Annotated in this window: 31 protein-coding genes and 1 tRNA gene; 17 read left to right on the forward strand and 15 right to left on the reverse strand. The window is 42.5% G+C overall.

Annotation, left to right across the window (positions count from 1 at the left end; all coding sequences use genetic code 11):
- Positions 1–41: 41 nt before the first annotated feature.
- Both G458_RS0110930 and gltX read right to left on the reverse strand, forming a co-directional pair.
- Positions 42–227, reverse strand: coding sequence for a hypothetical protein (locus G458_RS0110930; protein ID WP_026951950.1), 186 nt, complete (start codon positions 225–227; stop codon positions 42–44).
- Between the two features lies 1 nt (position 228).
- Complete coding sequence (gltX, locus tag G458_RS0110935) at positions 229–1,767, reverse strand: glutamate--tRNA ligase (RefSeq protein ID WP_026951951.1); 1,539 nt, start codon at positions 1,765–1,767, stop codon at positions 229–231.
- A gap of 232 nt (positions 1,768–1,999) precedes the next feature.
- Between gltX and G458_RS0110940 the strand changes: the two genes are divergently transcribed.
- The 7 genes from G458_RS0110940 to G458_RS21785 all read left to right on the forward strand — a co-directional run bounded on the left by G458_RS0110940 (position 2,000) and on the right by G458_RS21785 (position 6,089).
- The gene (locus G458_RS0110940; RefSeq protein WP_026951952.1) at positions 2,000–2,236 is read left to right on the forward strand and encodes a ribbon-helix-helix domain-containing protein; all 237 of its coding nucleotides are present in this window, start codon (positions 2,000–2,002) and stop codon (positions 2,234–2,236) included.
- 5 nt (positions 2,237–2,241) lie between these two features.
- A complete protein-coding gene (locus G458_RS0110945) occupies positions 2,242–2,514 on the forward strand; it encodes a type II toxin-antitoxin system RelE/ParE family toxin (RefSeq protein ID WP_026951953.1) in 273 nt (90 codons plus the stop codon).
- Positions 2,515–2,848: 334 nt separating this feature from the next.
- Positions 2,849–3,019, forward strand: a complete 171-nt coding sequence (locus G458_RS0110955) for a hypothetical protein (RefSeq protein ID WP_157359750.1) — start codon at positions 2,849–2,851, stop codon at positions 3,017–3,019.
- Between the two features lie 180 nt (positions 3,020–3,199).
- Positions 3,200–4,120: a hypothetical protein gene (locus tag G458_RS0110965; RefSeq protein WP_026951956.1), complete on the forward strand. Its 921-nt coding sequence runs from the start codon at positions 3,200–3,202 to the stop codon at positions 4,118–4,120.
- Positions 4,105–4,362 (forward strand): hypothetical protein, encoded by a 258-nt coding sequence (locus G458_RS0110970; RefSeq protein WP_026951957.1) that lies wholly within the window; start codon positions 4,105–4,107, stop codon positions 4,360–4,362. The genes G458_RS0110965 and G458_RS0110970 overlap by 16 nt, the downstream gene beginning before the upstream one ends.
- Positions 4,359–4,823: a hypothetical protein gene (locus G458_RS0110975; RefSeq protein WP_026951958.1), complete on the forward strand. Its 465-nt coding sequence runs from the start codon at positions 4,359–4,361 to the stop codon at positions 4,821–4,823. The genes G458_RS0110970 and G458_RS0110975 overlap by 4 nt, the downstream gene beginning before the upstream one ends.
- 993 nt (positions 4,824–5,816) lie before the next feature.
- Positions 5,817–6,089 (forward strand): hypothetical protein, encoded by a 273-nt coding sequence (locus tag G458_RS21785; protein WP_157359752.1) that lies wholly within the window; start codon positions 5,817–5,819, stop codon positions 6,087–6,089.
- 40 nt (positions 6,090–6,129) lie between these two features.
- On the opposite strand, the gene G458_RS0110990 is transcribed toward G458_RS21785, so the two are convergent.
- The 5 genes from G458_RS0110990 to G458_RS0111010 form a co-directional block, all read right to left on the reverse strand.
- A complete protein-coding gene (locus G458_RS0110990; protein WP_026951961.1) occupies positions 6,130–6,414 on the reverse strand; it encodes a hypothetical protein in 285 nt (94 codons plus the stop codon).
- An 85-nt stretch (positions 6,415–6,499) separates the two neighbouring features.
- On the reverse strand, positions 6,500–6,865 hold the full coding sequence (rplS, locus tag G458_RS0110995) for a 50S ribosomal protein L19 (protein ID WP_026951962.1): 366 nt from the start codon (positions 6,863–6,865) through the stop codon (positions 6,500–6,502).
- A gap of 77 nt (positions 6,866–6,942) precedes the next feature.
- Positions 6,943–7,632 carry a tRNA (guanosine(37)-N1)-methyltransferase TrmD gene (gene trmD, locus G458_RS0111000; protein WP_026951963.1) on the reverse strand — a complete coding sequence of 230 codons (690 nt, stop codon included), beginning with the start codon at positions 7,630–7,632 and terminating at the stop codon, positions 6,943–6,945.
- Entirely contained in the window at positions 7,632–8,162 is a 531-nt protein-coding gene (gene rimM / locus G458_RS0111005; protein WP_026951964.1) for a ribosome maturation factor RimM, read from the reverse strand. Before rimM ends, trmD begins: the two co-directional genes overlap by 1 nt.
- A gap of 14 nt (positions 8,163–8,176) precedes the next feature.
- Positions 8,177–8,734: a 30S ribosomal protein S16 gene (locus tag G458_RS0111010; RefSeq protein WP_026951965.1), complete on the reverse strand. Its 558-nt coding sequence runs from the start codon at positions 8,732–8,734 to the stop codon at positions 8,177–8,179.
- A gap of 145 nt (positions 8,735–8,879) precedes the next feature.
- Here G458_RS0111010 and G458_RS0111020 point away from each other — a divergent pair.
- Positions 8,880–8,951: transfer RNA gene (locus tag G458_RS0111020), tRNA-Arg, on the forward strand.
- A 253-nt stretch (positions 8,952–9,204) separates the two neighbouring features.
- A complete protein-coding gene (locus G458_RS0111025; RefSeq protein WP_026951966.1) occupies positions 9,205–10,977 on the forward strand; it encodes a patatin-like phospholipase family protein in 1,773 nt (590 codons plus the stop codon).
- Positions 10,978–11,083: 106 nt separating this feature from the next.
- Here the strand turns inward: G458_RS0111025 and fumC are convergent, their stop codons facing one another.
- From fumC to mazG, 4 genes are all read right to left on the reverse strand, one after another.
- Positions 11,084–12,484, reverse strand: a complete 1,401-nt coding sequence (fumC, locus tag G458_RS0111030; protein ID WP_026951967.1) for a class II fumarate hydratase — start codon at positions 12,482–12,484, stop codon at positions 11,084–11,086.
- A gap of 76 nt (positions 12,485–12,560) precedes the next feature.
- A complete protein-coding gene (locus tag G458_RS0111035; RefSeq protein ID WP_035468037.1) occupies positions 12,561–13,055 on the reverse strand; it encodes a hypothetical protein in 495 nt (164 codons plus the stop codon).
- Between the two features lie 2 nt (positions 13,056–13,057).
- Positions 13,058–13,438, reverse strand: coding sequence for a RidA family protein (locus tag G458_RS0111040; protein ID WP_026951969.1), 381 nt, complete (start codon positions 13,436–13,438; stop codon positions 13,058–13,060).
- A 110-nt stretch (positions 13,439–13,548) separates the two neighbouring features.
- Positions 13,549–14,349, reverse strand: a complete 801-nt coding sequence (gene mazG / locus G458_RS0111045; RefSeq protein ID WP_026951970.1) for a nucleoside triphosphate pyrophosphohydrolase — start codon at positions 14,347–14,349, stop codon at positions 13,549–13,551.
- Positions 14,350–14,421: 72 nt separating this feature from the next.
- Between mazG and G458_RS0111050 the strand changes: the two genes are divergently transcribed.
- The 5 genes from G458_RS0111050 (at position 14,422) to G458_RS0111070 (ending at position 18,134) form a co-directional block, all read left to right on the forward strand.
- Entirely contained in the window at positions 14,422–14,652 is a 231-nt protein-coding gene (locus tag G458_RS0111050; protein WP_026951971.1) for a hypothetical protein, read from the forward strand.
- Positions 14,653–14,708: 56 nt separating this feature from the next.
- Positions 14,709–16,103, forward strand: a complete 1,395-nt coding sequence (glmM, locus tag G458_RS0111055) for a phosphoglucosamine mutase (protein WP_026951972.1) — start codon at positions 14,709–14,711, stop codon at positions 16,101–16,103.
- 36 nt (positions 16,104–16,139) lie between these two features.
- Complete coding sequence (locus G458_RS0111060) at positions 16,140–17,282, forward strand: cysteine desulfurase family protein (RefSeq protein ID WP_026951973.1); 1,143 nt, start codon at positions 16,140–16,142, stop codon at positions 17,280–17,282.
- 224 nt (positions 17,283–17,506) lie between these two features.
- Positions 17,507–17,800, forward strand: a complete 294-nt coding sequence (gene mntA, locus G458_RS0111065) for a type VII toxin-antitoxin system MntA family adenylyltransferase antitoxin (RefSeq protein ID WP_026951974.1) — start codon at positions 17,507–17,509, stop codon at positions 17,798–17,800.
- Complete coding sequence (locus G458_RS0111070; protein WP_026951975.1) at positions 17,790–18,134, forward strand: HepT-like ribonuclease domain-containing protein; 345 nt, start codon at positions 17,790–17,792, stop codon at positions 18,132–18,134. Before mntA ends, G458_RS0111070 begins: the two co-directional genes overlap by 11 nt.
- Here G458_RS0111070 and G458_RS0111075 read toward each other — a convergent pair.
- On the reverse strand, positions 18,131–18,889 hold the full coding sequence (locus tag G458_RS0111075) for an alpha/beta fold hydrolase (RefSeq protein ID WP_026951976.1): 759 nt from the start codon (positions 18,887–18,889) through the stop codon (positions 18,131–18,133). The two genes, G458_RS0111070 and G458_RS0111075, sit on opposite strands and share 4 nt — an antisense overlap.
- Before the next feature lie 116 nt (positions 18,890–19,005).
- Positions 19,006–19,722 (reverse strand): pyridoxine 5'-phosphate synthase, encoded by a 717-nt coding sequence (locus tag G458_RS0111080; RefSeq protein ID WP_026951977.1) that lies wholly within the window; start codon positions 19,720–19,722, stop codon positions 19,006–19,008.
- Positions 19,723–19,784: 62 nt separating this feature from the next.
- On the opposite strand from G458_RS0111080, the gene G458_RS0111085 reads away from it, so the two are divergent.
- From G458_RS0111085 to G458_RS0111095, 3 genes are read left to right on the forward strand one after another with little or no spacing between them, the layout of a single operon-like run.
- Positions 19,785–20,237 (forward strand): GatB/YqeY domain-containing protein, encoded by a 453-nt coding sequence (locus G458_RS0111085; RefSeq protein ID WP_026951978.1) that lies wholly within the window; start codon positions 19,785–19,787, stop codon positions 20,235–20,237.
- 1 nt (position 20,238) lies between these two features.
- Positions 20,239–20,784, forward strand: a complete 546-nt coding sequence (locus G458_RS21675; protein ID WP_026952004.1) for a CvpA family protein — start codon at positions 20,239–20,241, stop codon at positions 20,782–20,784.
- Positions 20,768–21,343 carry an anthranilate synthase component II gene (locus G458_RS0111095; RefSeq protein ID WP_026951979.1) on the forward strand — a complete coding sequence of 192 codons (576 nt, stop codon included), beginning with the start codon at positions 20,768–20,770 and terminating at the stop codon, positions 21,341–21,343. The genes G458_RS21675 and G458_RS0111095 overlap by 17 nt, the downstream gene beginning before the upstream one ends.
- Here the strand turns inward: G458_RS0111095 and G458_RS0111100 are convergent, their stop codons facing one another.
- Both G458_RS0111100 and G458_RS0111105 read right to left on the reverse strand, forming a co-directional pair.
- Positions 21,344–21,997, reverse strand: coding sequence for a LolA family protein (locus G458_RS0111100; RefSeq protein WP_026951980.1), 654 nt, complete (start codon positions 21,995–21,997; stop codon positions 21,344–21,346).
- Positions 21,998–22,030: 33 nt separating this feature from the next.
- The gene (locus tag G458_RS0111105) at positions 22,031–24,532 is read right to left on the reverse strand and encodes a DNA translocase FtsK (RefSeq protein ID WP_026951981.1); all 2,502 of its coding nucleotides are present in this window, start codon (positions 24,530–24,532) and stop codon (positions 22,031–22,033) included.
- Between the last annotated feature and the right edge of the window lie 13 nt (positions 24,533–24,545).

The raw sequence follows: 24,545 nt of genomic DNA on the forward strand, positions 1-24,545 counted from the left end.
CCAAATTAAATGGAGCTTTTAGTTAGATTATTTTAATTTTTTTAAGAATCCTGAAGATCGTCTCGGTCTTTCAACTTTTTGTCTTCTACATTCTTGTTCAGGAATTCATTGATTTTATCGATCGGTAAGGTGGAAGAAATCTCCCCAAAGGAATTGATTTCCATCTTGAATCCTTTGAGTTCTTCGTGAACCTTCGGGTCTGACTCTTTTTTCTTTTTCTTGCTCATGTTATCCTACGATAGGTAATTGATCTAACGCAAAGCGGATTCTTTTGGCCACTTCTTGTGAACCTAAGATAGCAAAAACCTCCATCAAATCAGGACCACCACCCATTCCGGTCACCGCCAAACGCACGGCTTGCATCACTTTTCCCAGCTTGATTCCCTCGGCTTCCGCGGTTGATTCCAGCAGGCTTTTCGCACTTACTGCATCGAATGTGCCAGTAAATCCATCCAAAGCCACGGCGTAACTTCCAAGCAGGTTCACCGCATCGGTATTCCATTTTTTGGCGGCTACTTCGGAATCAAATTCGGAAGGGGCGATTAGGATAAAGCGGCTTTCCTTCCACAGTTCGGCAGGGAAAGTCACCCTGTCTTTGACCAGATTAACAATAGCTGTGGCCTTTTCAGCCGGAATATCTACTCCCTCAGCTTTTGCAAAGGCAGTTAAGAAATTACCCAGCTCTTCGCTTGGCTTGGATCTTAGGTATTGTTCATTGAACCACCTGGCTTTAGCGATGTCAAACTTGGTTCCTGACTTGCCGATCCGATCTATGGTGAATGCTTCCACAAGCTCCTCCAAGGAAAAGATCTCCCGGTCATCTCCGGGATTCCAGCCTAAGAAAGCTAGGAAGTTCAGAAATGCATCCGGCAAATAGCCTTGCTCCCGGAAGCCTGGAGAATTTTCTCCAGTTACCGGATCTGTCCAATTCAAAGGGAAAACCGGGAAGCCCAACTTATCCCCATCCCGCTTGCTCAATTTGCCATTGCCATCCGGCTTCAGCAATAAAGGCAAATGCGCAAACTGAGGCATGGTGGATTCCCAGCCAAAGAACTTATATAACAATACATGCAAAGGTGCAGATGGCAACCATTCTTCTCCGCGGATCACATGGGTAATTCCCATCAGGTGGTCGTCCACGATATTTGCCAAATGGTAGGTTGGCATGCCGTCTGATTTCATCAGGACTTTGTCGTCCAAGGTGGAGCTATGCACCATCACCCAACCACGAATTAGGTCATTCAGTCGAACTTCTTCTTTCAAAGGGATTTTCACCCTAATCACATAAGGATCTCCAGATTCCAATCTGGCCTTCACTTCTTCGGCAGGAAGAGTAAGGGAGTTTTTCATCTGGGTACGGGTGATGCCATTGTACTGAGGCTGAACGACACGAGCAGCAGTCAAGCGCTCCCGCATGGCTTCGAGCTCCTCAGCGGTATCAAAGGCATAGTAGGCATGGCCCTTCTCTATTAAGTCCAAGGCGTACTGCTTGTACATTTCCTTGCGCTCCGATTGCCGGTAAGGTCCTACGTTGCCGGGCTTCCAGGGGCTTTCCTCCGGAGCAATGCCCAACCATTCCAGAGATTCCTTGATGTAGTCCTCTGCTCCAGGCACAAATCTACCCTGATCAGTATCCTCAATTCGGAGTAGGAATTTCCCTCCCATTTTTTTGGCAAAAAGGTAGTTATACAAGGCAGTTCGGACACCTCCGATATGGAGTGGTCCTGTAGGAGATGGGGCGAATCGTACGCGAACTTCTCTGGACATGGGAATAAAATTCTGGACAAATAACCCGAAAAATCGGGCATGGGTTTCTAGAAATCAGGGGGCAAAGATAGGGAATTGTGGAGGAAAGGGGGAAAGATTGGAAAAGAAGAGAGTAAGGTGCTGAAAAAATTTAATTCATTGAGGGATTAGACTTCTCGAAATGGATGAGATTCAAACAAATACCATTATCTAAAATATAATTGGTGTATATTTACACCAAATATGCGCAGCTATGGCACGACAAACAATCACTGTAACTGAACCGAATGATCGCTGGTTGAAACAGAAAATTGAGGAAAATGAATATGCCAGCAAAAGTGAATTAATCAACGATCTTATCCGTAGACAGAGAGAGCTAGAATCAGAACGAAATTGGCTTAGGAACGAACTGATCAAAGGGGAAAAAAGTGGCCTGTCCACTAAATCAATGGCTGAGATTCTGGAAGAAGCCAAAAAACGGTCCAAATAAATCCCATGCCGTATTCACTTAGTCTTCAGGCTGAGGAAGACCTGATACAAATCTACCTTTACGGATTGCATAGGTTTGGAGAAATTCAAGCTGAGCGCTACTTCCATTCCCTGGAAAAAACCTTTGAGAGGATAGCCAAAAATCCTGAAATGTACCCAATGGCTGATGAAATAAGGGTTGGCTATCGATTTTGTTTACACGGGTCACACACCATCTATTTCAAGGAGTCAGAGCAAATTCAGATCATTCGAATAATCGGAAGACAGCAGTTTCGTTGATCTTTATGGACAATACCTTACTGAGGGAATTATTTTTTTGAAAAAAGTTCTAAGATTCAGATTAACACTAGGTGGAATTTGTAATTCCACCTTTTTACCCTAATGAATTTGCAATTGTACTTCTTTCATTTGGTCAATTACCAGTAACATGGGAAAGAGATTATTTCAAAAATGGTAAAAAAAATTACCTGAAAACTATTGACTTATTTACTCCAATTTCTCACATTCAAGAAGTTTTTAATCAATAACCTAATTACATTTTATGAAAAACACTTTTGCCCCCCCCAAGTACAAATTCCTAGGTAGATTTTTCTACTATCCAATTCTCGGATTCATGCTTGCTTTATCACTTCTCTTCACTTCTTGTGTGGATGAACCTGAGGCACCCAAACTCAAACTAGAAGAATCTGGCCAAATCCAACAGGTCAAATCCTGGTTTGAAGCCAACAAAACCAAACTTCGCCTACCGGAGAAAGGCAATAACCTTAGAACTGATTCTCAATAACTAATTCTCCCATTTTTTGAAAAGGAGCCCGACTGGGATAAGTTTCACCATTATTACTTCCCGGATGGAAGAGAGGTATTTGAGATGAATTTGACAAATTCTCAAATATTCTTTCCGAAAGAAGACAATAGCGAAAACCATGACCAAGTTGCCAAAAGAGTAATTCAAAACATCCTCTTTGTGAAACATCCTACAGAAAATAGGTTTGACCCTTTAATTGTACGGTATTTCCCAACCGATGAAAGCTCCAAACGGGATTTCAAGGATTTTAATTACCAGCAAATTGATGAAAAATGGAGCGGATCCGTTGACATTTTTACTTATGATGAACACTACTTTATCGGATTCGAAATTGATGCTGGACAAGTTTTAGGTACCCGAAAAATGGAGGTGATTCCAAATGGACAGCGAAAATCATTCTCCAAAGAAAATTTAGACTACAAGTGTACGATTGTAGAAATTGAAACTACTTGGGTCCAATTCACTTACATAAAGGAGACAAATACTTGGTATGTACAAACACTTTCTCCAACCTCTTCAACCTCATATTATTGTCCTATGGAATCTGGGATTGATTCCTCCAATTCTCCGGGAACAACTTACACTTATCCAGACTACACCACCTCATTGGGAGGCGGAGCTGGTGGCTACAATCCTCCAGATGTTCCAATGCCAAGATTGACAATCTATATTGATCCAAGTTTTTCATCAAACTCAAAATTAAAATGTGTCCAAGAAATACTTTCATTAAGTAAGTTTGTTTCGAGTCTTGCTGAATTCCAAAATAAAACTTCCCCAAAAAATGTTACTTTAAAAGTTGGTAATACAATAAATCCAAATGCCAATGCAGAAACTGACGGAAGGACTTATGGGCATAATAATATTGTCATAACCTTTAATATCGACAAAGTGAATAACATGAAATCTTTGGAGGTTGCAAGAGTACTTCTCCATGAAATTATTCATGCAGAAATATTCAATGCTGTTGGAGAAAAAAGAGGTTCAATTCTTATAGGAAATTTCAACACAATTTCGAAGAATATAAAAGGATATATTATAATGATACAGACCAACAACACAATTTTATGGCCGAATACTTAGTTCAAAATATTGCTTCAGTTTTGAAAGAAATCCACCCCTTATTAGGAGCAAACGAATTCTATAATAATGTAGGAGGTACAAATAAATGGCCAAAAGGAATTAATCCTGACTTTTATACTACAATTGCTTGGCATGGACTTTATACTAGCAAAGAATGGAACGAAATGGATTTTTATAAACGTGATTATTTACAAAAACTTCAAGACTTAGACAGAAGTTTAACTAATACTTGCTTAAAATGAAAAATATACTGAAAAAAAACACACTCATTTTACTATTTTTTTTATTAAGCTCATGCAATAAGCAGATTGATGGTAAAATTGATTTGACAATAGACAAATCTAATGATTTTCCAAATTTGGGAGACACTCTACTTATTGTATTTAGCACTGAAGATTCCTTTTCATATAAAAGAAAGGAAAATATAGACGATAAATCCATTTATTATTATAGAAAAAATTTCAAAGAAAGCCCTAATCTAATTGTCAATATAGGAAACAACTATAATCACAGAAAAATTAATATTCATATAAATAATATAAATAAATATCCAATTTTGTATGATTCCAATACTAATTTTAACACATGGGCAAATCAAAGTTATAAATATTATTTTCTTATCGAAAAGAAAGAATTATTTAATGCGCATTCTGACAGTCTCAAATTTCTAGAGGTTTCATTTAGTGCGAAAGGAGAAATTTAAATGTTGACTATAAATAAATACACAAGATCTTCAGGATTTAGATAACCGTTTAACCAAAACTTGCATCCAATGAGAATTTACTTCTTAAAGTCAATTTGTATGATTTTGGCAGGGTTTTTCTTAACTTCTTGCAATGAGCAAATCAATCAAAAACATATTTTGAAAATCGATAAATCGAACGATTTCCCAGAAATTGGTGACACATTGATAATTGTACTAAATACTGAAGATTCTCTTTCCTTTCGAAGATCGGAACTAATTGAGGAAAAAACTTATATACACTATCGAAAAAACTTTATTAAATCTCCTAATTTGATAATTAATTTAGGACATTATCCTGATCAAACAATATTATACCTCCAAAAACATGAATTATCTAGATTTTCTGTTCTATACGATTCCGCTCTAGATTTCAATAGATGGTTTTATCTAAGTTATAATTCTTATTTCCTTATAGAAAAGCAAGAGTTATTTAATGCACATTCTGACAGTCTCAAATTTCTAGAGGTTTCATTTAGTGCGAAAGGAGAAATTTAAATGTTGACTATAAATAAATACCCATCAAATTGAAATAGGCACAAGTGGTGAAGTTATGAAATTTGGAAATTTCGGTAGCGGCCCGAAAAGTGTGTAAGTGGTAGAAAAAGTTACTCTAGAGTTTTTAGGACTCCGTCTAAGTATAGTCTCATCTTTGAAGCTCCGAAGTTCAATTGGACACATTGTGATAATATTAGGATAATCGGAAAACAACGGTTTTATTGATTTAAGATAAGGAAAATTCTCTCTTTAAAGAGAACTTAGTAGGTTAATTACGAATTCATTTTGTATCTATCAATCATGATAGGGAAATTATCTCTTATCCTTACGATTGTGCTTATTCTTCATTTCCCAAAGAACGAGGAAGAAGTTTATATCATTGTCGATGATTGTAAAAATTGGGAAGTAAGAACGTATGGAAATAAAGGCCATTTTTTCATTTATAAAAAACAAAGAATGAATAACCCATCAATTACGTTGGGTCATGGCTGGATTGAACCTACCTCTAAACGATTGACTAAAAATTTAACTCTTTCCCAGACCCATGAGAAAAACCCCATTTATACTTCAAATCTCGACGCCAAGGATTGGATCAGGTTGATTCAAAATCCAAATCAAAAATTCTTTGTCCTAAGACCCGATGAATATTGTTCTGATAAAAGGTTTCTCTTTAATCAACAGTTTTCAGTCTATGAGGTAAAAATATTTGTGGGATATAAAGAAGACTAAATAACAATCTTTTTGGGGCTAGTCTAATCTTTAATTGAACTCAAATCTTCCTCTCCAACCAAGCCAAAATCCCGAACCAAAATAAAAACTTCACCGCCAGTCCGAGAAATAGGTATAAGATCCAGGAATCGGGTGAAACGCCTGGAAAGAGCTGTTCCAAGTCTGAGTCAATCTCGATATTCCAACCTGAAAAAAGCCCCTCACTGGCCAAGTAGGCCATGTAGCCCGATCCTACGGCTAAAATTGCCAAGATGACTTGTGCGATTCGAAGGAAGGTTTTGCCCAGAATGGCGCCGGGATCAGTGAAAGAAATGGAGGGGTTCATAGCTGGATCGTTTGTTACAATTTACCCAAAACCAAAAAAGGAACCCAGTATTGGGTTCCTTTTTTTGGGATCATCCAGCCAAGAATTAGTGTCTTGGTCTGATTTTTTCCTTGATACGTGCAGCTTTACCCTGACGTCCTCTCAAGTAGAACAGTCGAGCTCTTCTTACCTTACCTTCTCTTACCAAGTCGATCTGCTCGATAGCTGGGGAAATGATAGGGAAAATACGCTCTACGCCAATTCCGTTGGAAACTTTACGAACGGTGAAAGTCTCTCCGTTGGAATTAGGGTTTTTACGCTGGATCACAGTTCCCTGAAACTGCTGGATACGCTCCTTGTTACCTTCTTTAATTCGTACGTGTACGTTGATGGTATCACCGGCTTTGAAAGAAGGGAATTTGGCTCTCGCCTCGCTGTATTCCGCTTCTACAATTTTCATTAGATCGCTCATAGCTTTATGTTTTTATGCTTTCGCAGTGCACCGCCGCAGCGGTTTAAATGAATTACATTTTTAAAATCCTGTCTCGCCTATTCCCAACCTGTGCCCTTGAGCAGATCAGGCCGTTTTTCTTGGGTTCGGCGAACCGACGCTTCAAATCTCCATTCGCTTATCTTAGCTTCATGTCCCGAGAGCAATACTTCCGGAACTTGCATTCCTTCATACTCAGCAGGCCGGGTATATACCGGAGGAGCCAGCAAATTATCCTGGAAGGAATCTGTCAGTGCCGAAGTCTCGTCGTTCAATACTCCCGGAATCAGGCGAATCACCGCATCAGCCACTACAGCTGCTGCCAATTCTCCTCCGGAAAGGACGAAATCTCCGATACTGATTTCCTTGGTGATGAACTTATCTCTCACTCGCTGATCGACCCCTTTGTAATGACCGCAGAGGATCAGGAGGTTTTTCTTGAGGGAAAGGTCATTGGCCATGGGTTGGTCGAAAGTCTCTCCATCCGGTGTCATGTAGATGATTTCATCGTATTGACGCTCCGTCTGAAGGGCCTCGATGCATCGAGCAATCGGCTCAATCATCATGACCATCCCGGCACCACCGCCGAATGCATAATCATCCACCTGCTTTTGCTTGCCGGTCGCATAATCCCGAAGGTTATGGATACGGACTGTGGCGAGTCCTTTATCCTCGGCTCTTTTCAGAATCGAGTGGGAAAAGGGGCCTTCCAACAGTCCCGGCACGACAGTGATGATGTCAATATGCATCAGTCTTCCAGATAAATGTCAAGTAAGCCTTCGGGCAACTGGCAGTAAACTTTTTTAGCTGCCTTGTCCACCTTGGTAATGATGCCATCCTGGATCGGAATAAGCACTTCTTTGCCTTGGTGGGTCACTCCGAGGAGATCCTGTGTTTCCAGATCGTAGATAATCTGTACTGGGCCGATCAAGCCTTTGGTCTCATCTATGACCTCAAAATCGATCAGCTCGTGGTAATAGTATTGATCCTCTTCCAGCTCGGGGAGTTCGGTCAGGGGAAGATATACTTCCGATCCTACCAGCATTTCCACTTGCTCGATGGTATCAAGTTCTTCAAACTTGGCCAAAGCCCTATTTCCCGGCTGAATCACAAAGTGCTCCAGAAAGAAAGGAACCAATCGGCCTTTTTGTTCGAGGAAGAGGTGCTCCAATCCGTCATAATCCTCCGGAAAGTCTACATCCAGCACCACATTTACTTCACCACGAAGTCCATGAACTTTGGCCAAGCGGCCTAATTGAAAGCACTGATCCTTGTTCATGGAAAATTATTCTATTAAGCTTCAGCTTCTCCGCCTTCTGCAGGAGCCTCGGTAGCTTCAGGAGCAGCTTCTTCTGCGGCAGGTGCCTCAGCAGCGGCAGCAGCAGCTTTTGCTTCTTCTTCTCTAGCTTTGATGGCATCCAGACGAGCTTGGTTTTTCGCAGTTTCAGCAGCCAATGCCTTCGCACGAGCGTCTGCTTTTGCAGTAGCCAATTGGTCTTTCTTACCTTCGATTTTGGCATCTTTCTCAGAGATCCAAGCGTTGAATTTCGCATCAGCTTGCTCTTGAGTGATTGCACCTTTCAACACCCCAATCTGAAGGTGTTTCTTCAGCATGACACCTCTGTAAGAAAGCATCGCCTTCACGGTATCAGTTGGCTGAGCTCCATTCAACAACCAGGTAAGAGCGCGCTCATTGTTGATGTTGATAGAAGCAGGATTGGTGTTCGGATTGTAAGTTCCGAGTTTTTCGATGAAGCGACCATCACGTGGTGCTCTTGCATCAGCTACAACGACGTCATAGATGGCTTGTTTTTTACGGCCTCGACGTGCTAATCTGATTTTTACGGACATAATTGTTTAGATTAAGTGATTGGATGGAACCCGTCCATCCTAATTTTGGAGTGCAAAGATAGGGTAAATGATTGGAAAGCCACAAGTTGGATTCAGAATATTTGCGGGAAAGTTTGGTTTTGCTTTATCTTGCGACTCTTTTGATGGCCTTGTAGTTCAACGGATAGAACAAGCGTTTCCTAAACGCTAGATCTAGGTTCGATTCCTAGCTAGGCTACTTTTAGCATTCCAAGTTTACAAAGCTAGACCTGTATTCCTCGTCTGACTTCTGCTTGGGACTTCCGAGGGAAAAAACCCAACATTTTTGCCGGCTCTCAGGCTTTTTTAATCCTCGTCAAATAATCAATTATTCTCAACCAACTATTTTTTGAAAAATTAGCGATATTTTTAGCTAAGGGTCAACAGCTCTGATAATCAACTTTTAAAGTCAACATTCAACCTTATTAAATAAACCCAAAATCCAGAATCTTATGGAAAGCTTAAACGCCTCCTACTCCAAACATTATTATAAGCTTTTTGGAGAACTCAACGAAGAACTATTATCTCAAATCATCCAATCAGGAATCAAGCGAACACTCAGCACGGGTGAATATCTTTTTCACCAAGGAGATTCAGAGCAAGCTTTGTATATAGTTCTTTCAGGACGACTTCGGGCTATCAAAGAAGATTCACATGGGATTAGAATTTTGGGTGATATCGGAGAAGGCGAGCCGGTAGGGGAATTTGCACTTTTTACCGGGGAACCCAGAATGGCTTCCGTTTTAGCCATTCGAAAATCAATCGTTCTGGAATTATCACAAATGGAATACCTAAAACTGGTTTCGTTGAACCCTTCTCTGGCCAATTCCATGACCAAATTTGTGATCAACCGGCTGCGAAGAAATACTTTCCAACAAAACCAATCCACTCCTCCCAAAAACATTGCCTTGATTAATCTTCAGGCAGACCATGACCTAAGTCCATGGACTGTTGATATGGAGGCCTATTTCCTACAAAATCAGATCCCCGTCCAAGTCTTTGACCACGATTCTCAAAATGACCACACCGACCAGGGCTTTTTCGATTCTTTGGAGCAATACCCCGGAATCAATATTTTACTCTGCAGCGAAACTCACCCCAACTGGTCTCATCAATGCCTCGTCTATGCCGACTTGGTGATTTTGGCTACTGATTTTCAGGAAAATCCGGAAATTTACCCCATCGAAAAGAAACTTGATCTCTATTCCAAAAGCATTTTAAACAAAAAGATCTACCTCCTCCTACTCCATGAGCCTGATGCCCCAATGCCAAAAGACACTTGGAAATGGCTTCAACACCGGATGATCAACCTCCACATCCACGTACGTCAGGGCAACCTGAAAGACATTCGGAGATTTTGCAGGATTATCACTAATAATGCCACAGGGCTGGTGCTTGGAGGCGGTGGCGCCAAAGGATACGCCCATATCGGAGTGGTCAAAGCACTGCAAGAAAAAGGTATAGAAATTGATTTCTTAGGAGGAACCAGTGCCGGAGCGATATATGGCATCACCATGAGTTTCTCGGATTTTGATTTTGAGAAAATTGAACAAATCACCAAAAATGCGGTGAACTCCAAACTCACTTCCAATGACATTTCAATCCCTTTGATCTCCATTCTCTCCGGGAATAAAGTAAAAAGATTTGTCAATAAACTTTTTCAGGAATATGGTGTGGAGGACATCTGGGTCAATTCGTACTGTGTATCAACCAATTTCTCCAGAGCATCGACCAAAATCCATGATAAAGGACCCATTTGGAAACAGGTAATGGCCAGCATGGCTATTCCTGGAGTCTTTCCTCCAGTGGTCATTGACCAATACCTTCATGTAGATGGCGCCGTGATGGACAATCTTCCCATCGAACCCATGTACCGCTACCCCATTTCTAAAATCATTGCAGTATCTCTTTCAGGGCTGCCTGACAGAAAAGTAGAATACGAAAACACACCGGGAAACTGGGCCTTACTCTGGGATAAAATTTCTGGTAAAAGGAGATACAGGCTGCCCAACGTCGGCTCCTTGATCATTAATTCCCTGATGCTCAACAGTCATCAGAGACAGGAAGTAACCAAATCCAAGGTATCCCATTATTTCGAACTTAACCTAAAAGGTGTGGGCTTATTGGACGAAAGAAAATGGAAAGAGATCCTGAAAAAAGGGTATATCCAAACCACGGAATACTTGGAGCAACTACCCAATGAGGAAAAATTCTGGGAAATGTGATTCCCAATTCCATAGAAAAAGCCGAGAAAGAAGTCCTTCCTCGGCCAATAGTACTATCTTAAACCTGTCAACCTATTTTAGGACTGGTCAACGTAAGGACAAGCAATTATTTCAAGCTTCCGATCATGTCTTCGGGCTTCACCCATTCGTCAAATTGCTCAGAAGTCAAAAGACCTAAAGCAACCGCTGCTTCTCTTAGGCTAGTACCCTCCTTGTGAGCTTTCTTCGCGATTGCTGCAGCATTCTCATAGCCAATATGGGTATTCAAGGCAGTCACAAGCATCAGAGAATTCTCCAGGTGTCTTTGAATCATTGGAGTGTTTGGCTCGATTCCGATTGCACAGTTGTCATTGAAGGACACACAAGCGTCTCCGATCAATCTTGCTGACTGGAGGAAGTTAGCCGCGATCAAAGGTTTGAACACGTTCAACTCGAAATGTCCATTGGAACCTCCGATAGTAATCGCCACATCATTGCCCATGACCTGAGCAGCCACCATGGTCATCGCCTCTACTTGCGTAGGATTCACTTTACCCGGCATGATAGAAGAGCCCGGTTCGTTTTCTGGGATCAAAATTTCCCCGATTCCGGATCTTGGACCTGAAGAAAGCATTCGGATATCATTGGCAATTTTCATCAAAGAAACTGCCAATTGCTTCAAGGCTCCATGTGCTTCTACCATTCCGTCATGTGCCGCCAAAGCTTCAAATTTGTTGGGAGCTGTGACAAATGGATGTCCGGAAAGTTCCGCAATTTTCATCGCCACTAATTCAGAATACCCTTGGGGGGTGTTCAAGCCAGTTCCAACAGCAGTACCACCCAAAGCCAGTTCGGAAAGGTGCGCTAAGGTGTTTTTCAAGGCTCTCAAGCCATGATCCAACTGAGCCACATAGCCACTGAATTCTTGCCCCAATGTCAATGGAGTGGCATCCATAAAGTGTGTACGCCCGATTTTCACCACATTTTTGAAAGCCTCGGCTTTTGCCGCCAAAGTATCTCTTAACTTCTGAACTCCCGGAATGGTCGTTTCCACCACCATTTGGTAGGCCGCGATATGCATTGCCGTAGGATAGGTGTCATTTGAGGACTGGGACTTGTTCACATCATCATTTGGGTGAATTTTCTTTTTGGCATCTTCCAAAGAGCCTCCCAACAAAACATGCGCGCGATAGGCAATCACCTCGTTGGTATTCATGTTGGACTGAGTACCAGAACCTGTCTGCCAGATCACCAATGGGAACTGGTCATCGTGCTGGCCTGCCAGAATCTCATCACAGACCTGACCAATGATATCTGCCTTGGACTGCTCCATTACTCCCAACTCGGCATTGGTTTGGGCAGCTGCTTTTTTGAGGATGGCAAATGCACGGATGATTTCAATCGGCATTCGGTTTTTTTCACCGCCAATTTTAAAATTGTTGATGGAGCGCTGAGTCTGGGCTCCCCAGTATTTGTCCGCAGGTACCTCTACAGGCCCCATGGTGTCTTTTTCAATTCGTATTGACATGGTTATTCGGAATAGGTGTATGATTTCAGGTCGCAAAGTTAAGGTCAAAAGGTTTTTTAGCCTAAAGGGCAGCCATTTAATCCTTGTCCTTCATCTGAAAATTGATCAAATCATGAAATACTTTCCGGGTCATTTTTATTTGACGATGGAAAAAGAACATTCCCAGTAAATAATTGACAATCCCCAGACAAAGGCAAAGGAGCCCATAAATGGGGTTTTTGATGCCAAAAAAGTAAAATCCGGAAAACGCCAGCAATACAATACTCCAAAAAGCAAGGAAAAACACAGTGGTGGGAAAAAGCTGGAATTTCAAAAATATGATAGATCCTCTGGGCGTCTCTTCCACTTCCCCTCGAATCAAGGGTAGAAAAGTCTCCCCTTTTTTGACAACCCGGGAAATGCGAAATCCCTCCTGGCCGATCATCCCATTAAACTTGATGCTATCCGGGAGGACTTGAGTTCTGGAATCCAAAAAATTCACCTCCCTAGTCACCCGCATCAAATGTCCCAAAACCTCCTTTTTGGAGAGGACACTGACAAGCGTTTCGGTATGGTAGGGAAGTAAATTCACGTTTATTTCACGGCAATGCAGGAGATTTCCACACTGACATTTTTGGGAAGCCTACTTACCTCAACTGTTTCCCGAGCAGGAGGGTTCGATTTAAAATATTGCCCATAGGCGTCATTAATTACGTTAAATTGACCCATTTCCCGGATGAAAATGGTGCATTTGACCACATCAGAAAATCCAAAACCTGCCGCCCGGAGAACCGCCTCCATATTTTTCATGACTGCGTGAGTTTCTTCAGTGATGTTTTCATTGATCAATTCTCCAGTTTCAGCGTCCAAAGCAATTTGTCCGGAAACATATAACGTATTACCTGCAAGAACCGCCTGGGAATAAGGTCCGATTGGCGCTGGGGCTTCTGCTGTGAAAATGATTTGGTTTGACATGGGGATAGATAATAGTTATAAGTTATTGGTATTTAAGTTATTAAAAAGTCGATGATCTTTAATCCATGGACCATCGACTGAAAAACTGGTCACTGCTCACTGAAATCTGCCTACTGCTTTTTCGCTTCGTTCCAATACACATCCATTTCAGCCAATGTCATCTCACTGAGATTTTTCCCGGCAGATTTGGCGGCATTTTCCAGATATTGAAACCGCTTAATGAATTTCAAATTCGTCCTTTCCAAAGCTTCCTCAGGATTGATATCAATAAAACGGGCATAATTGATCAAAGAAAAAAGCAGATCTCCAAACTCAGCTGTAGCCTTCTCTTTGTCGATTTCGGTTTCATCAGCGGCATTAAATTCCGCTTTGAATTCCTGCATTTCCTCCTCGACCTTTTCCCAGACCTGATGCTTTTCTTCCCAATCGAATCCGACTCCTCGAGCTTTTTCCTGAATTCGCATAGCTTTGATCAGTGCAGGAAGTGATTTTGGGACACCTCCGAGAACCGAGACGTTTCCTTTTTCCTGGAGCTTGATTTTTTCCCAGTTTTGGCTGACCGTGTCCGCATCATTCGCTTCGGTATCCCCATAAATGTGCGGGTGGCGGCGAATGAGTTTTTCGCAAAGCGCATTCGTCAAGGTCGCCATATCAAAGTTGCCTTCTTCAGATCCGATCTTGGCATAGAAAACGATATGCAGCAGGATATCGCCTAGCTCTTTTTTGATTTCTTCCGGATTTCCGTCCAAAATGGCATCCGAAAGTTCGAAAGTTTCCTCAATCGTCAAATGTCTCAGGCTTTCTGTCGTTTGCTTTTTATCCCAGGGACATTGGGCCCTGAGCTCATCCATGATGGTTAAAAGTCGATCAAAAGCAGCCAATTGCTCAGCTCGGGTACTCAAATTTGACATGTCTTGGGAAACTAAGGCGAAGTTGTGGACGTTTTCGAAGTAAAGCTTTAAATTTGCGCAAATTTATCCGTTATGACAACTGTGTTGATTACCGTAGGCTTTGTGGCGTTGTTCTTTGTATTAATGTCCGTAAGGCTCATTCTACTTAAAAACGGTGAATTCAAAGGCACCTGTGCTTCCCAAAGTCCTTTCTTGAATAAAGAAGGTGCTACCTGTGGGTATTGTGGAAAAACCATGGATGGCAACACCTCCTGTGGAAATCCGGACAATGAGGTCGACAAGGTTTTGGCCAAATTCAAATAACAGTCTCTGTTTAATTCATTTTTGTTCTTTTTAGAACCTATTAATACCAACTATACGTGTCGTTAATCAAATCTATTTCAGGTATTCGAGGAACCATCGGAGGCAAATCCGGTGAAGGCTTGACCCCAATTGATGTTGTAAAATTTGCTTCAGCCTATGGGGCTTGGGTGATCGAGAAAACAGGAAATCCCAAGGTGGTAATTGGTCGGGATGCCAGAATCTCCGGAGACATGATCTCCAGACTAGTTTCCGCCACCTTGCAAGGCTTGGGTATTCACGTAGTGGATCTGGGGCTTAGCACTACCCCGACTGTTGAATTCGCGGTACCCCGAGAAAATGCCGGGGGAGGAATCATCTTGACGGCCAGCCATAATCCAATCCAATGGAATGCGCTGAAACTGTTGAATTCAGTCGGTGAATTTATTTCAGATGAGGAGGGAAAGGCGATTTTGGAAAAAGCCGAAAAAGAGGATTTCACCTTTGCAGAAGTGAAAAAACTCGGAAAATACACCCAAATCGAAGATTACATGGACCGTCACATCCAGCACGTACTTGATTTGGAACTGGTGGATGTAGAAGCCATCAAAAAGCGAAATTTCAAAGTCGTCGTGGATGCAGTAAATTCCACTGGAGGGATCGCTGTACCCAAGTTGCTTCGAGCCCTAGGTGTGGAAGTTATCGAGGAAATGTACTGCACTCCAGACGGGCATTTTCCACACAATCCAGAGCCTCTTCCAGAAAACTTGAGAGAAATCTCCAAAAAGCTGGAAAAGGGGAATTTTGACTTGGGAATTGTCGTCGATCCAGACGTAGACCGATTGGCATTTATCAATGAGGATGGCTCCATGTTTGGGGAAGAATATACCTTGGTGGCAGTAGCAGATTATGTTCTATCCAAAACTCCTGGAAATACGGTATCCAACCTTTCTTCCACTAGAGCCTTGAAAGACGTTACCCTCAAAAGAGGCGGAAACTATACTGCAGCAGCTGTTGGTGAAGTCAATGTAGTGAATCAGATGAAAGCTGTGGATGCAGTGATCGGTGGGGAAGGAAACGGGGGAATCATCTATCCAACCTCCCACTATGGAAGAGATGCCTTGGTTGGAATCGGCTTATTCCTGACCCATTTGGCCAAATTCGGCAAGTCTATTTCCATGCTTCGGGCATCCTATCCGAATTACTACATTTCCAAAAATAAGATCGAACTCACTCCGGAAATCGACGTGGACAGAATCCTTTTGGAGATCAAAAATAAATACAAAAAGCAGCCTATCAATGATATTGATGGCGTAAAAATAGAATTTGACAAGGAGTGGGTTCACTTGAGAAAATCAAATACTGAACCTATCATTCGGATTTACTCAGAATCAGACTCCGAAGCGACCGCAGAGCATTTGGCTAAAAAGATTATTTTAGACATCAAGGAAGTGGTCAGCGCTTCTTTGATCTAATACAAATTTCAGCAATACCCCACCCAACCCTAGAGAATGAAAGTTTACTTTGACAATGCCGCCACCACAGCCATGGACGATCGCGTGATCGAGGCCATGCTCCCCTTTATGAAATCCCATTTCGGCAATCCTTCCTCGGTTCATAGTCATGGCCGGGAGGTGAGAAATGCCATTGAGAAATCAAGAAAAAAGGTGGCGGAATTGCTCAATGCCTCTCCTTCAGAGATTTTCTTCACTTCGGGAGGTACAGAGGCTGACAACACTGCCTTAGTCTGCGGAGTGGAAACCCACGGCATTACCCATGCAATTAGCTCCCCGATCGAGCACCATGCGGTGCTACATACGCTTGAGGTTTTGGAGAAAAAAGGTAAAATCAAACTCAGCCTTTTGAACCTAAATGAAAAGGGGGAAATCGATCCTACTCAATTGGAAGATCTGCTGAAAGCAAACCCTAACAGCCTGGTGTCTCTGATGCATGCCAACAATGAGATCGGAAACTTGAACGATTTGGAGAAAATCGGAAGCTTGGCGAAGGAATATGGTGCATTTTTCCATTCTGATACCGTGCAGACTATGGGACATTATACCCATGATCTCAAGACTCTTCCGATTGATGCTCTGGTAGCTGGTGGACATAAATTCCACGGCCCAAAAGGTTCCGGATTTCTATATGTTAGAAAAGACAAGAAAATCCATCCCTTCATTCATGGTGGTGCTCAGGAAAGAAATATGCGGGGAGGAACAGAAAACGTCATCGGGATTATCGGGATTGCCAAAGCTTTGGAACTTGCCTATGAAGACATGGCTGGACACCAAACTCACATCGAAAAAATTAAAAAACACTTCATCGAAAAGCTTACTAAGGAAATCCCCGGGGTAGAGTTTAACGGCCTTTCTGCTGACCTCGAAAAAAGTCTCTATACCGTACTGAACGTAAGCTTGCCTCCATCTGAAGCGAATCGAGGAATGCTACTTTTCAACTTGGATCTGGAGGGCATTTCTGCTTCCGGAGGATCCGCTTGCAGCTCAGGAGCCACTGTTGGTTCCCATGTATTGAGAGCATTGAATCATAATCCTGAAAGAGATTCCGTTCGATTCTCATTCAGCAGATTCAACACCTTAGAAGAGGTCGATTACACGATTGATAAACTGAAAGAACTCTACACCGTTGAAGTTTAGGCAGCAAGAGATGGTCACCTTGAGCATCCGAACAACGGAAGTTGTGAAGTCGAAATGTGATTTTAAAATTATTCAGACTTCGACTCCTCTCAGTCTGACATTAGGGAGCTCAATGGAGCTCCTTTATGTTTAAAAGTTTTTTGCTCTGAACCAAAGAGCTAGCCTTGTAACACCAAAAAACACCCAAAGAAAAACTTTATTCATTTTTTATACCTTTATGTATCATGAAGCCAGATACTTTTATAATTGATCAAATCAGAAAATACTTTCAAGATAAACCTGTTTTGAAAGCTTATCTTTTTGGCTCCTATGTAAGAGGAACGCAAAATGAAACCAGTGATGTGGATATTTTGGTGGAATTGGACTACTCCAAAAAAATAGGCTTAGAATTTTTTAAAATGCAAAATGAACTAGAGGCGATTCTAAAGCATAAAGTAGATTTGGTCTCGAATGAGGCAATTTCCCCGTTGATTAAACCAAAAATCTTAAAGGAAAGAAGATTGGTCTATGAGAAGTAGGATTGGGGATATCGTGCGCCTAAAACATATTTTAGAAGCTATTGAAGAGGTAGAATCATACGTTTTGGGAATCGGGAAAGAGGAGTTCATAAATAAATCAATGATTCGGTTTGCCTGCGTCAAACAGCTGGAAATAGTAGGAGAAGCCTGCAATCACCTTTCTGAAGAAACCAAGCAACAAAAGCCGGAAGTTCCTTGGACTGAAATCATTGGAATGAGGCACGTATTTGTCCATGAGTATTTCGGCATAGACAATCATTTACTTTGGGAAATTATCAACCGCGATTTGAAAGAATTTAAATCCGCTGTTATCGACTTAATTGCTACCCATTAACCTAGAAATCCCCTTACTTCCTCTATTACTGCCTCCGGCTTCTCAGCGTGAAGCCAGTGACCCGCATTTGCTACAAATTCCAATTCATAGTTGGGAAAATGCTTTCCCAAATCCGGAAGATCTGACTGCTTGATGTAATCGGAATTTGCCCCTCCTAAAAACAAGGTTGGGCCTTCATACCTGGCTTTTTCCTCTAAGGCTTTACCTACCTCTTCAATATTTTTGGTGATCACCGGCAGGTTGATTTTCCAGACAAATCCCTCGGAATTTCTCGCCAGACTTTTTAATAAAAACTGACGGATACCCAGTTCAGAGATGTAATTGGCCAACTGATCGTCGGCTTCTTTTCGGCTCTTGATTTCATCCAGCTTTATCGAGTTGAGGCCCTCCAAAATCGTCTGGTGATGGATCGGGTAATATCTTGGCGCTATATCCGCCACGATCAGCTTTTCCACTCGCTCTGGATAGGTGCAGGCAAAATTCATTACCGTCTTTCCTCCCATGGAATGACCCATCAAGTAAATTTTTTCCAAACCTTCATCATCCAAAAGCTCTTTCAAATCCTCCACCATAACCTGATAATTCCACTCCTCAGCCTGGGGAGAATCCCCGTGATTCCGCTGATCAACAAGGTAAAGCGTATAGTGTTTTTCCAGCTCGCGGGCGATGGAAAACCAGTTGTCCAAAGACCCAAAAAGTCCATGGAGAATCACCAATGGTTTACCGGAGCCGAGTTTTTTGAAGTTTAATTTCATTTTGATTTACGAAGTACGAATTACGATTTACGAGGCTTTCTTTAGCATTTAGGCCTTATTTCAAAGAAAAACCTTACCACTTATTAAATTTTCAAATATTCCAATTTTTAATTCCTTTACCCCTCCAACTGCCTTCTATACATCTGAACCGTGTTTTCCAGACCATAATAAAGTGCATCGCAAATCAGGGCATGGCCAATGGATACTTCCTCCAGCCAAGGGATATTCTTTTTCAGAAAGGCCAAATTATGCAAATCCAAATCGTGCCCCGCATTCAAACCCAAACCTAATTCCCGAGCGATTTTGGAAACTTCCACATACGGGAAAACGGCCTTTTCCCGATCTTGATGATACTGTGAAGCGTAGGGTTCGGTGTACAACTCCACTCGGTCGGTTCCGGTAAGTTTTGCCGGCTCGAAGTATTTCGCTTCAGGATTGATAAAAATGGAGACTCGGGTACCGATTTCTTTAAGTTCGGCAACAATATCCTTGAGCAAGCTTTGATGGGCAATCGTATCCCAACCGGTATTGGAAGTAATGGCATCCGGTGGATCAGGAACCAGAGTAGCCTGGGCTGGTTTCACCTCGCGGATCAGCTGCATAAATCGCTGATCTGGGTAACCTTCGATATTAAATTCTGTGGTCACCACCTTAGCCAAATCCAGACAATCCTGATACCGAATATGTCGCTCATCAGGCCTTGGATGAACCGTTATTCCCTCAGCTCCAAATCTTTCACAGTCAAAAGCCACCTGCACCACATTGGGATTGTTCGCACCTCTTGCATTCCTCAACGTGGCGATCTTGTTGATATTTACACTAAGTTTTGTCATAATCGCTTAGAAAAATGGGTATTTTTACCCTGTATTTTTGATGTAACACAAACTTAGGACGAATGAGTTTAAAGCAGAAAGTAGAAAGTGAAATAAAATCCGCGATGATTGCCAAAGACAAAGTGCGTCTTACCGCACTTCGGGCAATTAAATCCATGATTCTCTTAGAAGAAACCAAGGAAGGATACTCCGGATCCCTTAGTGATGATGAGGAGCTGAAGCTCTTGACTAAGGCAGCAAAGCAGCGAAAAGATTCCGCGGAAATCTATGAAAAGCAGGGAAGACCGGATCTTTTAGAGGTGGAAATGGCTGAATTGGAAGTTATCCAGGAGTTCTTGCCCAAAGCTTTAACCGATGATGAATTGTCATTTGCGATTCAGGAAATCATCAATGTCACCGGTGCCGTAGGTCCCAAAGACATGGGAAAAGTCATGGGGGTAGCCAGCAAGCAATTGGCTGGAAAGGCGGATGGCAAAGCAATAGCCGAAAAAGTAAAAGCTTTACTGAACGCATAAGTTGCCGGCAATTGACCTTGTCATATTGATACTGATAGGACTCGGGGCCTATGAGGGCTACAAAAAAGGCCTTTTAATGGGCATTGTAGGTCTCATAGGCTTTGTTTTAGCCATAATTATGGGGTTCTATTTCATGGATCCAGTGAGTAAATGGCTTGCGGAACGCTTGGACGAACTGACCTTCGCTTTCCCGATAATGGCTTTTTTGATCGTTTTTGGGATCACGCTGATCTTGGTCAATCTGGCCGGATGGGTCCTCAAAAAAATAATGGACATGATCCTTCTAGGAGGAATGGATAGCTTGGCAGGTGCCATTTTGGGCATTGTCAAAACTGGATTTTTTATCAGTCTGTTCATCTGGTTTTCCTTTCAATTTGACTTAAAAATGCCCCGTGAATGGGAAAAAGAAAGCCAATTTCTCCCTTTCATAGAACCTCTTGCTCCAGGTGTGATTTGGGTTTTGGATCCTTTGGTGCCCAAAATCAAGGAAGTTCAGAAAACCATCGAGGAGATTGTAGCCGGATTCCGAAATGCTGCTGCTGATTGATAATTTTGATTCCTTCAGCCACATCCTTGCAGATTTGATCCGACAGACAGGAGAGGAATTGCAAATCGTCAGAAATGATATTTCTCTGGAGGAAATCAGCAAGCTGAAATTCCAGGGACTGATTCTTTCTCCAGGACCTGAAAAACCCAGTACCGCCGGAAATCTCATGGCCATTCTGGACACCTATTATGATCAAGTTCCGGTTCTGGGAGTATGCCTCGGGCATCAGGCTATCGGAGAGTTTTTTGGAGCCAAGTTGGTTAAAAACTCCTTTCCAACCCATGGAAAGGTACATTGGGTCAAAAAATCACAAGCCCACCCGCTGACTCAAAACTTACCCGAACAATTCCAAGTCACACGGTATCACTCTCTGGAATTAATAGATCTTCCACCCGCTCTGATCAAGATTCTGGAAACCGAATCCGGTGAAATCATGGGCATCGCACATCGTCACCTTCCGATTTTGGGAATTCAATATCATCCGGAAGCGTATCTCACAGAATTCGGATTGGAATTGATTCAGAATTGGTTGAGCTTGATTGAAAAAAACGGGAAATGATTACCTCAAATCGATGATTTCAATTCCGGGATATTTCTTGGGATCGAAGGTAAAATAGTCCTCAGGAAGGTTTGGGGCAGCCTTTAGATTTTTAAAAGAATAAGAAAAGACACCGCCGATTCCATCGGACATTTCCCAGCCTAGGAGGTCTTTGGTGGTCTTGTCAACCATCAGCTTAAGTTGCTTGAAGGGGGCATCTGGTTTTAAGGCGATAAGCTCTACCACATTGACGGATTTACCTTGGTAGGTTTTGTCTGCCAATAGTCGGTAATTAAAGCCGGTTTGATACATTTTGTAAATATTAGAAGGAGTCAGCTCACCCTCCATTTGAGTCACGTCATTGATTGTCACCTCTTTATAAGTGTCGGTTTGGATAAGAGTCCAGACTGTTTTTCCGTCATTAAAGATCTCTTGATCCGGTAGCTTTAGCCTATACTTCGCTCCTTTTACCGCCAACTCACCGGATTGTCTGTCACCAGCTCCTCCGGCATCTGAATAAGTATAGTCGAATCCCGCCGTGTACCCCTTCATATTTTGGTACTTCTGGCTCATGGCGTCCAGGACAACTTTGGCTTTGGGATCTTTCTGTGCCTGGGCCTCAAAGCCCATGATTCCCAAAAGGAATACGAGGAAAAGGGAAAATGAAAATTTCATGGATAAACGCTGTTTGTTTAACTAAAACAGCGTTTACAAACTATTCAATAACCGTTCCAAACTAGCTTCATCCTGGATCAGGACTTCTCTTGCTTTGGAACCTTCAAATGGTCCAACAATTCCAGCGGCTTCCAGCTGGTCAACAATTCTACCTGCACGGTTGTAGCCCAGTTTCAATTTTCTTTGGATCAAAGAAGTACTTCCCTGCTGATGGAAAACTATCAGTTTGGCGGCCTCATCAAATAAAGGATCCCGATCTGAAAGATCCACGTCAGAAGCCGAACCATCTCCGTCTTCTCCTTCAAACTCAGGAAGCATGTAGGCTGAAGAATATCCCTTTTGCTCACCAATCCAATCACAAATAGAATCCACTTCCGGAGTATCCAGGAAAGCACATTGCAGACGGATCATTTCCGAGCCATGGGAAAGCAGCATATCTCCCATTCCGATCAGCTGATCCGCTCCTCCTGCGTCCAAAATGGTCCTGGAGTCTATTTTGGAAGTCACGCGGAAGGAAAGTCGTGCAGGGAAATTGGCCTTGATGATCCCTGTAATCACATTCACGGAAGGTCTTTGAGTCGCTACCACGAGGTGAATACCGATCGCTCTTGCAAGCTGCGCCAATCGTGCAATCGGCCCCTCAATTTCTTTTCCAGCTGTCATCATCAAGTCCGCCAACTCGTCAATGACCAAGACTATGTAAGGCATGAAATGGTGCCCTTTTTCAGGATTCAGCTTACGTGCGATGAATTTGGCGTTGTACTCTTTCAGATTCCTACAGCCCGCATCTTTCAACAGGTTGTAGCGATTATCCATCTCGATGCAGAGGGAATTTAAGGTGTAAATCACCTTTTTGGTATCGGTAATTATCGCTTCTTCAGATCCTGGGAGCTTCGCTAAGAAGTGTCTTTCTATTTTATTAAAAAGGGTTAATTCCACTTTTTTGGGATCAACTAGGACAAATTTCAGCTGGGAAGGGTGCTTTTTATAAATCAAGGAAGCAAGGATCATGTTTAATCCCACGGATTTACCCTGACCTGTAGCTCCCGCCATCAAAAGGTGGGGCATCTTGGCCAAGTCCATCACAAACACCTCGTTGGAAATGGTTTTACCCAAAGCCACGGGAAGATCCTTGTCGGACTTCATAAATTTTTCCGTGCCGATCACCGCCCTTGCAGGCACAAGCTCCCGGTTTTTATTGGGCACTTCAATTCCAATCGTTCCTTTTCCTGGAATTGGAGCAATAATTCTGATTCCCAATGCGGCCAAGCTTAGAGCAATGTCATCTTCGAGGTTTTTGATCTTGGAAATCTTAACTCCTGGCTCAGGGACGATCTCATAAAGGGTGACAGTCGGCCCGATAGTGGCTTGAATCCCCTGAATGCCGATTTGGAAGTTTTTCAGAGTGGTGACAATCTTGTCTTTGTTCTCCTCCAATTCCTGACGGGTTACCGTCACTTTTTTCACATCGTACTCATTGAGCAGATCCAAGGTCGGATATTGGTATCTCGGCAAATCCAAGGTCGGGTCGTAAGGATCCAGATTTTCGACTTCTGCAGCAGTTTTTTCCTCCACTGTGGCTTTCTGGACAGTGAAGTTTTGGGATTTCTCCTCCTTTTTATTTTGACCTTCTTCCAGCAAATTCACCTGCGGAACATCAAAAAGATCTTCCTCTAGCTCGGTATCGTCTTTAACATCAAAGGGCAATTCAGGGCTTTTTACAGAGGGCTCAGGAGTAGATTTCTTAACTTCCCAGCTACTACCGTCATCCAGGATATCTTCCTCCTCCAATTCTTCCTCTTCGGAATCATCTTCTGAAAGAAACGGATTTTGCTTTCTGGCTTTTGTCTCAGAAACGTAATCTTCCGAATCTTCCTCCGAATTTTCTTTGGGAGAAAACCAATTCAACTGATCCACCCCGAAGAACAGTATGACAAATATGATAAAGGCTGCGGCGATCAAAATGAAAGTCCCCATTCCTAAAAAATCTGAGGAAAGTCTGGCCAACTCATAGCCTAATCCTCCGGAGACAAAGCTCCAATAGGAATATCCCTCCACCAAAATCACGATATAGCCAGTCAAAAGCCCAATCCAGGCGGTGAAAAACAATGCAAATACTGAGTACCGCGTCAATGAAATCGGAGAAAACTTAAAGGTCCATCGAAAACCCACCAGAAACAAAAATGGAGGAATCAGAAAAGCCGCAATTCCAAACCATCGGTAAATCAACCAATGAGAAGCTTGGGCACCAAGATATCCCAACCAGTTTTGGGATTCCCGGGCTGCCTCTCTTACTTCCTGGTCTGGATTATTGAATACTAAACTCTGATCAGCAGGACCATTGAGCAGGTAGGAGAAAAAAGCAATCAGTAGAAATAAACTGACAGAAATCAGCGTAAGTCCCAAAACCAGGGAAAGCTGCTTGAATTTTACTGTTCCAAAAGAAAAGGAAGGCCCTTTGGGCTTATCAGAGCTTTTCTTCGCTTGCTCGGATTTCTTTCGGAAAGTATTGGTTTTAGAAGGTGCTGATGCCATTTAAGGGAAAGTA

The sequence above is a fragment of the Algoriphagus mannitolivorans DSM 15301 genome (assembly GCF_000429425.1).
In the GTDB taxonomy this organism is placed as follows: domain Bacteria; phylum Bacteroidota; class Bacteroidia; order Cytophagales; family Cyclobacteriaceae; genus Algoriphagus; species Algoriphagus mannitolivorans.

What these genes read in the sequence shown, in the direction of transcription:
- G458_RS0111100 (WP_026951980.1), bottom strand. Translation starts at nt 21,997, where the DNA reads ATGAAATTTTCATTTTCCCTTTTCCTCGTATTCCTTTTGGGAATCATG.
- G458_RS0111010 (WP_026951965.1), bottom strand. Translation starts at nt 8,734, where the DNA reads ATGTCCGTAAAAATCAGATTAGCACGTCGAGGCCGTAAAAAACAAGCC.
- G458_RS0111050 (WP_026951971.1), top strand. Translation starts at nt 14,422, where the DNA reads ATGACAACTGTGTTGATTACCGTAGGCTTTGTGGCGTTGTTCTTTGTA.
- G458_RS0111040 (WP_026951969.1), bottom strand. Translation starts at nt 13,438, where the DNA reads ATGTCAAACCAAATCATTTTCACAGCAGAAGCCCCAGCGCCAATCGGA.
- rplS (WP_026951962.1), bottom strand. Translation starts at nt 6,865, where the DNA reads ATGAGCGATCTAATGAAAATTGTAGAAGCGGAATACAGCGAGGCGAGA.
- G458_RS0110975 (WP_026951958.1), top strand. Translation starts at nt 4,359, where the DNA reads ATGAAAAATATACTGAAAAAAAACACACTCATTTTACTATTTTTTTTA.
- G458_RS0111080 (WP_026951977.1), bottom strand. Translation starts at nt 19,722, where the DNA reads ATGACAAAACTTAGTGTAAATATCAACAAGATCGCCACGTTGAGGAAT.
- gltX (WP_026951951.1), bottom strand. Translation starts at nt 1,767, where the DNA reads ATGTCCAGAGAAGTTCGCGTACGATTCGCCCCATCTCCTACAGGACCA.
- trmD (WP_026951963.1), bottom strand. Translation starts at nt 7,632, where the DNA reads ATGCATATTGACATCATCACTGTCGTGCCGGGACTGTTGGAAGGCCCC.
- fumC (WP_026951967.1), bottom strand. Translation starts at nt 12,484, where the DNA reads ATGTCAATACGAATTGAAAAAGACACCATGGGGCCTGTAGAGGTACCT.
- G458_RS0110970 (WP_026951957.1), top strand. Translation starts at nt 4,105, where the DNA reads ATGGCCGAATACTTAGTTCAAAATATTGCTTCAGTTTTGAAAGAAATC.
- G458_RS0111025 (WP_026951966.1), top strand. Translation starts at nt 9,205, where the DNA reads ATGGAAAGCTTAAACGCCTCCTACTCCAAACATTATTATAAGCTTTTT.
- rimM (WP_026951964.1), bottom strand. Translation starts at nt 8,162, where the DNA reads ATGAACAAGGATCAGTGCTTTCAATTAGGCCGCTTGGCCAAAGTTCAT.
- mntA (WP_026951974.1), top strand. Translation starts at nt 17,507, where the DNA reads ATGAAGCCAGATACTTTTATAATTGATCAAATCAGAAAATACTTTCAA.
- G458_RS0111075 (WP_026951976.1), bottom strand. Translation starts at nt 18,889, where the DNA reads ATGAAATTAAACTTCAAAAAACTCGGCTCCGGTAAACCATTGGTGATT.
- G458_RS21785 (WP_157359752.1), top strand. Translation starts at nt 5,817, where the DNA reads ATGAATAACCCATCAATTACGTTGGGTCATGGCTGGATTGAACCTACC.
- G458_RS0110955 (WP_157359750.1), top strand. Translation starts at nt 2,849, where the DNA reads ATGCTTGCTTTATCACTTCTCTTCACTTCTTGTGTGGATGAACCTGAG.
- G458_RS0111070 (WP_026951975.1), top strand. Translation starts at nt 17,790, where the DNA reads ATGAGAAGTAGGATTGGGGATATCGTGCGCCTAAAACATATTTTAGAA.
- G458_RS0111105 (WP_026951981.1), bottom strand. Translation starts at nt 24,532, where the DNA reads ATGGCATCAGCACCTTCTAAAACCAATACTTTCCGAAAGAAATCCGAG.
- G458_RS0111085 (WP_026951978.1), top strand. Translation starts at nt 19,785, where the DNA reads ATGAGTTTAAAGCAGAAAGTAGAAAGTGAAATAAAATCCGCGATGATT.
- G458_RS0110990 (WP_026951961.1), bottom strand. Translation starts at nt 6,414, where the DNA reads ATGAACCCCTCCATTTCTTTCACTGATCCCGGCGCCATTCTGGGCAAA.
- G458_RS0110940 (WP_026951952.1), top strand. Translation starts at nt 2,000, where the DNA reads ATGGCACGACAAACAATCACTGTAACTGAACCGAATGATCGCTGGTTG.
- G458_RS0111060 (WP_026951973.1), top strand. Translation starts at nt 16,140, where the DNA reads ATGAAAGTTTACTTTGACAATGCCGCCACCACAGCCATGGACGATCGC.
- G458_RS0110945 (WP_026951953.1), top strand. Translation starts at nt 2,242, where the DNA reads ATGCCGTATTCACTTAGTCTTCAGGCTGAGGAAGACCTGATACAAATC.
- G458_RS0111095 (WP_026951979.1), top strand. Translation starts at nt 20,768, where the DNA reads ATGCTGCTGCTGATTGATAATTTTGATTCCTTCAGCCACATCCTTGCA.
- mazG (WP_026951970.1), bottom strand. Translation starts at nt 14,349, where the DNA reads ATGTCAAATTTGAGTACCCGAGCTGAGCAATTGGCTGCTTTTGATCGA.
- G458_RS0110930 (WP_026951950.1), bottom strand. Translation starts at nt 227, where the DNA reads ATGAGCAAGAAAAAGAAAAAAGAGTCAGACCCGAAGGTTCACGAAGAA.